Below are 7,759 nucleotides of genomic sequence, written 5' to 3'. Positions count from 1 at the left end.
GTCTCGCTCGTTCCTCGCTCGCTCAACGACCGGGGGAAGGTTCCGGTCGTTGAGCGAGGGAGCGCCAGCGACCGAGACGAAACGCCTCGAGCCTCTCGACGACCGAGGCCCTTGCGAAGTCATCCTCCAGATGTACACGGATGCCTCGCCGGGCCGACGCGGGAGACCGGGGGCCGTCCATACCGTCGTAGGCATGGAACTCTCATCGACCGACTTGGGCCTCGCCGCCCGGGTGCAGCAGCTCAGCAAGACCTATGGCACCGGCGAGAGCACGGTGCATGCGCTCGACGGGGTGAGCGTCGGCATCCGCCGCGGCGAGTTCACCGCGATCATGGGCCCGTCGGGCTCGGGCAAGTCCACGCTCATGCACATCATGGCCGGCCTCGACGCGCCCAGCTCCGGCCGCGCCTGGATCGGCGACACCGACATCACCGGGCTCTCCGACCTGGAGCTCACCATCCTGCGCCGGCGTCGTGTCGGCTTCGTGTTCCAGGCGTTCAACCTCGTGCCGACCCTCGATGCCCTCGGCAACATCCTGCTGCCGTTCGACCTCGACGGGCGCCGGCCCACGGCGCTCGAGCGAGCGCGCATCGACGGGCTCATCGAGCGCCTCGGCCTCACGAGCCGCCTCGGGCACCGGCCGCACCAGCTGTCGGGCGGGCAGCAGCAGCGCGTGGCGATCGCCCGCGCCCTCGCGACCGCGCCCGACCTGGTGTTCGCCGACGAGCCGACCGGCAACCTCGACTCGCGGTCGGGCCGTGAGGTGCTCGCCCTGCTCGCCGCCGCCACGCGCGAGCACGGCCAATCGATCGCGATGGTCACGCACGACCCGGTCGCCGCCTCCCACGCCGACCGCGTGCTGTTCCTCGGCGACGGGCGCATCGTCGCCGACAAGCCGCGCCAGAGCGCCGAGGAGATCTCGGCGTACATGCTCGCGTCCGAGCTGACCGCGGGGGCGCCGGTTCCCGCGTCGTCGGCCGTCGGCCACCGGGTCGCGGAGGTGACGTCGTGAGCTCCGTCGCCACGACTGAGCGCCCGCCTGGGCTCGAGGCATCCGTCATCCCCTCGTCGCGCCCCGCCGCGCCGCTCGCCTGGCTGCGGGAGAGGGGCATGGGCGCGAGCATCCTGGTGGCCGCGATCTCGAGCGCGTTCGGCGCGATCCTGCTGAGCGCCACAGGGTTCATCGCCGCACTGCTGCGGGCAGACCCATACATCGGCGACAGCGGCACGCTCGCGGCGGTGCTCGCGATCATGAGCTTCCTGCTCATCGGAGTGGCCGTGTACGTCGCCGCCGTCGTGACCGCGAACACCTTCGCCACGGTCATCGCCGGACGCACGCGCCGCATCGCGCTGCTGCGCCTCATCGGCGCCTCGGCGCGCTCGCAGCGCTCCGAGGTGGCACGGCAGGGCCTCGGGGTCGGCGTGATCGGTGCCGTGCTGGGACTGGTCGGCGGCACGCTGGCCGCCTGGGCGGGCGTGCTGCTCGCGACGTCGGCGCTCGGCATCCAGGATGTCGACTACGCCGTCGTGCAGCCGGTGCTGCTGGTCCCGGCAGCCGTCGTCGCCTTGACGACGTGGGCCGCCGCGTGGGCGGGATCGCGGCGCGTGCTGACGGTGACGCCGCTGCAGGCCCTCGGCGGCTCGGTCGAGGCATCGCACGACGCGCAGGTGCGCAAGGGCGGGCGCAACGGCGTCGCGATCGCCCTGTTCGCGATCGGTGGCGTGCTGCTCGCCGGCGGGATCCTGATCGGCCTCGTGTCGCCGCTCGGGGTGGTCGTGGCGTTCTTCGGCGGCATCTTCTCCTTCACCGGGCTCGCGCTCGGCGCGACGCTCGTGATGCCGCCGGTGCTGCGTCTCGTCGGCAGGCTGTTCGGCCGGTCGGCGACGGCCCGGCTGGCGGCTGAGAACGCCCTGCGGTATCCCGAGCGCTCGAGCCGCATGGCCATCGGCGTCGTCATGGGCGTCACGCTGGTGACGATGTTCGCGGTCGCACTCGAGACGCAGAAGGCCGTGTTCGCGGCATCCGCCGACGGTCCGCTGCCCACCGACATGACGACGCTCATGGACACGTTCGCGGGCATCATGATGGGCCTCGTCGCCGTCTCGGCCGTGATCGCCGCGGTGGGACTGGTCAATCTCCTGACCATCGGCGTCGTGCAGCGGCGTCGCGAGCTCGGACTGCTGCGCGCGCTGGGCGTGTCGACGGGGCAGGTGCGGCGCCTCGTGCTGCTCGAGGCCGCGCACATCACGATCACCGCCACCGTGACGGGGCTCGTGCTCGGCACCGCCTACGGGTGGGCCGGCGCGCAGTCGCTCCTCGGCGCGGTGCCGATGCCCCCGTCGTTCTCTGCGCCGACGCTGGTCGCACCGGCCGTGCCGTGGCTGCCCGTCGCGATCATCGTCGTGGCGACGGCGGTGCTCACGCTGGTGGCGGCGGTCGTGCCGACGCGGCTCGCGACGAGGGTCGCTCCGGTCGAAGCGCTCGCCGACTGACCGCGCCGGGTTCTCGCGTCGTGGAGTCGTCAGCCCGGTGGGGGGACGAGGCGGAAGGGACCACCACGCGCGTCGGCGACCACCTCGACGAATTCTCCGCCGGTGACGGGCTCGTCCGTCGAGTACACGTCGGCGACCCCGCGCAGCGCCGTCAGCAGCTGCTCCTGCGGAACCGCCGTGTCGCGCTTGCCGTGGACGTCCTGCCGGGTGGACAGCAGCGCCGTCATCCGCGGGCGGTCGGGGGAGCGGCCGCTCCACAGGGCGTGCAGCGACCGGGGGGTGGCGTTGCGGCTGCCGTGGTGACCCACCTTGTACAGGTCGACCCGCGCCAGCCGGTCGCGGAGCTTCGCGTCGCGGGGGAGCCGCTCGAGGGTGTGCTGCCAGTTCTCGATCTGCGCGTCGCCGGGGAACAGCAGGGTCAGGCCGCCCACCTCGAGGAGCAGGATGACGCTCGTGTTGTTGAGCGCGTCGTCGAGGTCTCGCACCAGCCGGGCAGCGGAATGCGACCGCTGGTCGGCGAGCCGGTCCACCAGCCAGCGGACGGGACCCGGCGGCAGCGTGACCGGCGCCGGTGCGTCGGCGTCGCCCGCCGATCCTGCCACGCGCAGCGAGGCGTCCAGGGCCGTCAGCCAGTACTCCGGGTCGTTCTCCCGCTGTTTCGCCACGCGCCGGTCCTGGTCGACGGTGGGCGGGCCGAGCACCGTCGCTGCGAGCCCCGGGATCACGTCGGCGATGCCGGCATCCATCCCCGCGTACAGGTAGCGCCCTCGACCGTCGCGCGAGAGCTCATCGAGCAGCGCCACGGCATCCGCGTTCTTGAGCTGGTCCTGGGCCGCGGCGCGGATGTCGTCGTCGAGGCCGACGAGCCCGCTCAGGCGTGCGACGTGCTCCTGCGCCTGCGCGATGAGCGCGGCGTACCGGACGGATGCGGCGCTGATCGGGCCGGCCGCGCCGTCCCGTCGCGGCGCATCGGCCCCGTCGGCATCGCCGACCGGGGTCGCCCCCGGCTGGGCATCCGGTCCGTCGGCGGTCGCCGACAGCTCCGGGTCCTCCGTCCACGACCGCAGCACGAGCTTGGGAGCGAGCTTCTTCATGATCGCGCCGCCCGCGGCGACTTCGAAGCCGCGCAGATGGTCGCGGTGCCGATGGGACACCACGAGCACGTCCAGCTGGCCGCCGGTGTGCGTCTCGATCAGTGCGGCGACATCCGCCATGCGCCCGCGCGCCATCCCGTCGCGTGGGGGGTGGCTCGTCCCGAAGTCGATGAGCAGGTGCCGCTCGGCGCGACCGTCGGCCAGTGGGGCGTCGTACTGCACCGACACCAGGAAGCAGTCGCCGAAGCCCACCTGGTACATCCGGACGCGGACGCTGATCGGAGTGCTCACCATGCCTCCCCGGAGCTCAGGTCGCTGTTGTGCAGTCGGGCGAACGCCTGGCCGCGGGCCGTGCCCTCGGAGAACCCGAGACGCTGCAGCGAATCCCGTCGGCCCGTCTTCGCGAGGTACTCGAGGCGCCGCTGCTGGCGCTTCCAGTCGGTGAGGCGCTTGAAGATATGCAGCTTCAGCCGTCCGAACTGGTCGAAGACGAGGGTGCCGCCGCCGAACAGCTGCACCGATGTGCCGGGGTCGATCTGCGGTGAGAGCTCCAGCCCCGAAGCGTCGGTGAACTCGCGGGCGGTCATGTTGACCATCTGCAGGTAGGTGGCCACCGACTCCGGAACGATGAGCCCGTCCGGTCCGATCCGCTGCGTCGGCAGCACCGACTCGATGACGGTGTAGTAGTCCGTGCAGATCTCGAGCCGGGGTGCGTTCAGCCAGAGGAAACGGAACACCTCGTCGCGGTCGCTGCGGAGCCCCGCGAAGTTGATCCCCAGGTAGTGCGGCGGGCGCTGGGCGGTGAGCACGTCGGTGACCCGGTTCTGAGGGCGCTTGATGCCCGCGGCCTCGAAGCGGCCGATGAGCAGGTCGCGATAGCCGAGGTCGTCATCGGGCACCACCTCCGCGTCGGCGAGCACCACGGCGTTGAGCAGGTCGCCGTAGTCGAACTCGACGGGCGGCAGGTAGTCGAGTCCGCGAATGAGCATGGTGAGCAGCTGGGATGCCGCCCGTGCCCCCTCCTCGGCGGCCCGGGCCCGGTCGACCGTGATGCCGCGGCCGTCGCCGTCCGCCGCTTTCGGGCGAGAGAGGAGCGGCTGCAGCCGCTTCCACCAGATCTCGACGAGCAGCTCGAACGCGAGCGCCACCAGCACTTCGCCGCGCCGATGCGGCTCGTCGAACTCGGGCATCTCGTCCCACCCCGTGGGCGGCGGCTTCCTCGCCGACTCCCGGAGGGCCCCGCGGCCCTGCGTGAGCACGCCGCCGATCTCCTCGGCGACCTTCGCGAGGACGCTCCTGCGGAGCGCTGCGGGCTCGACGCTCGCGCGCTTGATGCGCCCGTTCTTGTCGGCCGGCCCGAGCGCCCGCTCGATGACCGGACGCATGGAGAACACCGACAGCAGTGCGACGATGTCGGCGAACCCCTCGTGGAAGGCGGCCTGATCGGGAAGGGCCGGCTCGAGGTAGCGCCGCCGGAGGCCGTCGAGCACCGCGTGCGCCGTCTCGTGGACGACGACGTCATGGCTCAGACAGGTGTAGACGGCCTCGCGGTCGGCATCCGCGGGCACGTAGCCGAACAGCAGCGCCCCGTCCTCGCGTGAGTAGTACGCGTTCGCCTCGGCGAAGGCATGCGGAACGAGGGCGAGCTGGTGGTTTGCGAAGCCCCAGGGCAGCCGGCGCCCGAGAGCGGTCTCGAACGCCGCCAGCGTGCGTGCGGCCGTGCCGTAGACCTGCTGCGCGTGGAACGCCCGGTCTTTCTTCAGCGTCGTGTCCGGGACGTCCGCGAACGGGTCGTCGTCGGTGATCGCGGCGTGCCTGTAGTAGCGGCCGGTCGCGGTGTCGTAGTCGACCACGTGCAGCCGGGCGCCCCGCGGGCCCACCTCCATGCGCGACCACGGCACCCTGACCAGCGCGGTCAGGATCCGCTCGTCCTCGCCGAGCACAGTAGGGTCCTGTGCGATCAGGCGCAGCGTCATGTGGGTGCGCGGCTGATCGGTGTCATCGGCGAAGTCGATGCCGTCGGGCATGTGCCACCTCCAGCAGGCTCGGGCGTGCACCTGTGGCGTACGTCCCGTTGTTGATGAGGATGCTCCTGTGCACCTGATACCGATAGGGGGACGGCGCGACGGCGCGGACGGGGGCTCCGGCATCCGTCCGTCAACGGGGGTGCGTGCGCGCCCGCACCGGGTGCAGGCTGAGGCCATGAAGATCGACATCGTCGAGCACGAACCGCCCTACCGCGTCGGCGTCATCGTCGGCAGTCTGTCGCGCGAGTCCATCAACCGGCGCCTGGCCACGGCGCTGCAGCGCCTGGCGCCGCCCGAGCTCGAGTTCTTCGAGATCGGGTACGGCGACCTGCCGCTGTACAACCGCGACCTCGACAGCGACTACCCGCAGGAGGCGCTGGACTTCAAGGCGGCGGTGCGCTCGGCCGACGCGCTGCTGTTCGTGACGCCCGAATACAACCGCTCGCTGCCCGGTGCGCTGAAGAACGCCATCGACTGGGGGAGCCGCCCCTGGGGGCAGAACGCGTGGTCCGACAAGCCGACCGCCGTCATCGGCGCCTCGGCCGGCCAGATCGGCACGGCCGTCGGCCAGCAGTCGCTGCGCAGCACGCTGAGCTTCCTCAACGCGCGGCAGATGACGACGCCCGAGGCGTACATCCACTTCACGCCGGGGCTCATCGAAGACGACGGCGAGGTCACCGTGCCGGAGACCGAGGAGTTCCTCCGCACCTTCATGGTGAAGTTCCTCGAGTACACCGCGCGAGTGCTCACCGTGATCCCGCAGGCCTGACGGCGCGGCATCCGTTCGGCCGAACCGCAGGCGCCCGCTCAGGCGTCGGCGCGCGCGTCCGCCCCCGCGTCCGCGTCGGCGGGGGCGGGGGCGGGGGCGGGCTCAGGATCGTGCGCCCAGCCCGGGGCGAGCGCCTTCACCCGCGCGGCGCGCCACTGCCAGATGCCCCACAGCACCGGCCACAGCAGCGGCGCGGTCGGGCCGCCGATGACGAGGCGGTCGCGCCACAGCGTCTTGCCGGGCTGCCCCGGCGCCGGCGACACGGCCATCTGGTGATCCCAGACGTCGAGGCTCGCGAGCGGACCGGTCAGCGGGATGCCGCTGTCGCGGAAGACCCGCACGCGTCCGCCCGGCTCGTCGACCGACCTCTCGCTGACGTGGATCAGCTGCCGCCCCATCGGCACCGAGCCGAACGCCGAAAGCTGCACGGGCACGTCGTCGCCGGGAGTCCACGACGTCGGCAGGCCGCGCGGGACAAGCGGCGCGAGATCCATCACCGGGCCGTAGAGCTCGGCCACCGCACGCGGCGAGTGCACCGCCCGCCACGCGGCGTCGGGGTCGCAGTCGATCACGAACTTCAGCAGGATCCGCATGCTCCAGTGTCGCACCCGCCTCGGCACCCGGCACCGGCTCGCGGATGCCGCGGCCTACGCTGGACGGATGCCCGAGAGTCCCTTCGACCAGCGCCGCTACCAGGTCCGCCACGACTGGGGAGTCGAGGGCCTTCGGCGTCTCGCTCCCGCCGACGTCGTCGTGATCGTCGACGTGCTGCGGTTCTCCACGACGGTGACGGATGCCGTGGCCCGGGGTGAGCGCGTGCCGCTCGACGCCTCGGCGCACGCCGTGTCGCTCAACGGCGCGGCGGTGGCCGACGCGGCCCGCGAGTCCGGCGCGGTGGTGCTGCTCGGCTGCCTCCGCAACGCGTCGGCGGTGGCCGGCGCGGTTCTCGACATCCAGCACCGGCGTGCCGAGCGGACGAGCATCGGGGTGATCGCCGCCGGCGAGCTCGCCGGCCGCGAGCCCGGCGCCTCGCTGAGGTTCGCCGTCGAGGACCAGCTCGGGGCCGGTGCCGTCGTCGACGCCCTCGGTGCGCTCGGCATCGACCACACGTCACCCGAGGCGGCCGCGGCGGGCGAGGCGTTCCGCGGCCTGCGCGGTGCCGTGCGCCACCTCCTCACGGCGAGTGGCTCGGGCCAGGAGCTGCTCGACCGCGGCCCGCGTGACGAGGTGCTGAACGCCGCGGTCGTGGATGCGGCATCCGTCGTGCCCGTCCTCCGCGACGGCTCGTTCGTCGCGTACTGAGGCCTGCGCTGCGGCGGTGCGCCGGGGGGCAGCGCGTCTCGTCTCTGCGTTTCGACTCGCAAGCTCGCTCAACG

7 protein-coding genes are annotated in these 7,759 nt (G+C 72.4%); 4 read left to right on the top strand and 3 right to left on the bottom strand.

Features of this window, described 5'->3' with window-relative positions:
* Nucleotides 1-193: 193 nt before the first annotated feature.
* Both B1729_RS16240 and B1729_RS16235 read left to right on the top strand, forming a co-directional pair.
* Nucleotides 194-1,012, top strand: a complete 819-nt coding sequence (locus B1729_RS16240; RefSeq protein ID WP_163618810.1) for an ABC transporter ATP-binding protein — start codon at nt 194-196, stop codon at nt 1,010-1,012.
* A 98-nt stretch (nt 1,013-1,110) separates the two neighbouring features.
* Nucleotides 1,111-2,493 (top strand): FtsX-like permease family protein, encoded by a 1,383-nt coding sequence (locus B1729_RS16235; RefSeq protein WP_163633821.1) that lies wholly within the window; start codon nt 1,111-1,113, stop codon nt 2,491-2,493.
* A gap of 29 nt (nt 2,494-2,522) precedes the next feature.
* On the opposite strand, the gene B1729_RS16230 is transcribed toward B1729_RS16235, so the two are convergent.
* Both B1729_RS16230 and B1729_RS16225 read right to left on the bottom strand, forming a co-directional pair.
* Nucleotides 2,523-3,878, bottom strand: coding sequence for a hypothetical protein (locus tag B1729_RS16230; protein ID WP_163618811.1), 1,356 nt, complete (start codon nt 3,876-3,878; stop codon nt 2,523-2,525).
* A complete protein-coding gene (locus B1729_RS16225; protein ID WP_163618812.1) occupies nt 3,875-5,614 on the bottom strand; it encodes a hypothetical protein in 1,740 nt (579 codons plus the stop codon). The genes B1729_RS16230 and B1729_RS16225 overlap by 4 nt, the downstream gene beginning before the upstream one ends.
* A gap of 175 nt (nt 5,615-5,789) precedes the next feature.
* On the opposite strand from B1729_RS16225, the gene B1729_RS16220 reads away from it, so the two are divergent.
* A complete protein-coding gene (locus tag B1729_RS16220) occupies nt 5,790-6,383 on the top strand; it encodes an NADPH-dependent FMN reductase (RefSeq protein WP_163618813.1) in 594 nt (197 codons plus the stop codon).
* A gap of 38 nt (nt 6,384-6,421) precedes the next feature.
* On the opposite strand, the gene B1729_RS16215 is transcribed toward B1729_RS16220, so the two are convergent.
* Nucleotides 6,422-6,976 (bottom strand): hypothetical protein, encoded by a 555-nt coding sequence (locus B1729_RS16215; RefSeq protein ID WP_163633819.1) that lies wholly within the window; start codon nt 6,974-6,976, stop codon nt 6,422-6,424.
* Nucleotides 6,977-7,043: 67 nt separating this feature from the next.
* Between B1729_RS16215 and B1729_RS16210 the strand changes: the two genes are divergently transcribed.
* Complete coding sequence (locus B1729_RS16210) at nt 7,044-7,685, top strand: 2-phosphosulfolactate phosphatase (protein WP_163633817.1); 642 nt, start codon at nt 7,044-7,046, stop codon at nt 7,683-7,685.
* The last annotated feature ends 74 nt before the right edge of the window (nt 7,686-7,759 follow it).

It is taken from the genome of Microbacterium sp. B35-04 (assembly GCF_010634885.1).
Taxonomy (GTDB): domain Bacteria; phylum Actinomycetota; class Actinomycetes; order Actinomycetales; family Microbacteriaceae; genus Microbacterium.
Note: the sequence above shows the minus strand (reverse complement) of the source record. Positions and strands in the feature narration are given on the sequence as shown.

Excerpts from the sequence above, each read along its gene's own strand:
- B1729_RS16225 (WP_163618812.1), bottom strand. The coding sequence starts at position 5,614 with ATGCCCGACGGCATCGACTTCGCCGATGACACCGATCAGCCGCGCACC.
- B1729_RS16240 (WP_163618810.1), top strand. The coding sequence starts at position 194 with ATGGAACTCTCATCGACCGACTTGGGCCTCGCCGCCCGGGTGCAGCAG.
- B1729_RS16235 (WP_163633821.1), top strand. The coding sequence starts at position 1,111 with ATGGGCGCGAGCATCCTGGTGGCCGCGATCTCGAGCGCGTTCGGCGCG.
- B1729_RS16215 (WP_163633819.1), bottom strand. The coding sequence starts at position 6,976 with ATGCGGATCCTGCTGAAGTTCGTGATCGACTGCGACCCCGACGCCGCG.
- B1729_RS16210 (WP_163633817.1), top strand. The coding sequence starts at position 7,044 with ATGCCCGAGAGTCCCTTCGACCAGCGCCGCTACCAGGTCCGCCACGAC.
- B1729_RS16220 (WP_163618813.1), top strand. The coding sequence starts at position 5,790 with ATGAAGATCGACATCGTCGAGCACGAACCGCCCTACCGCGTCGGCGTC.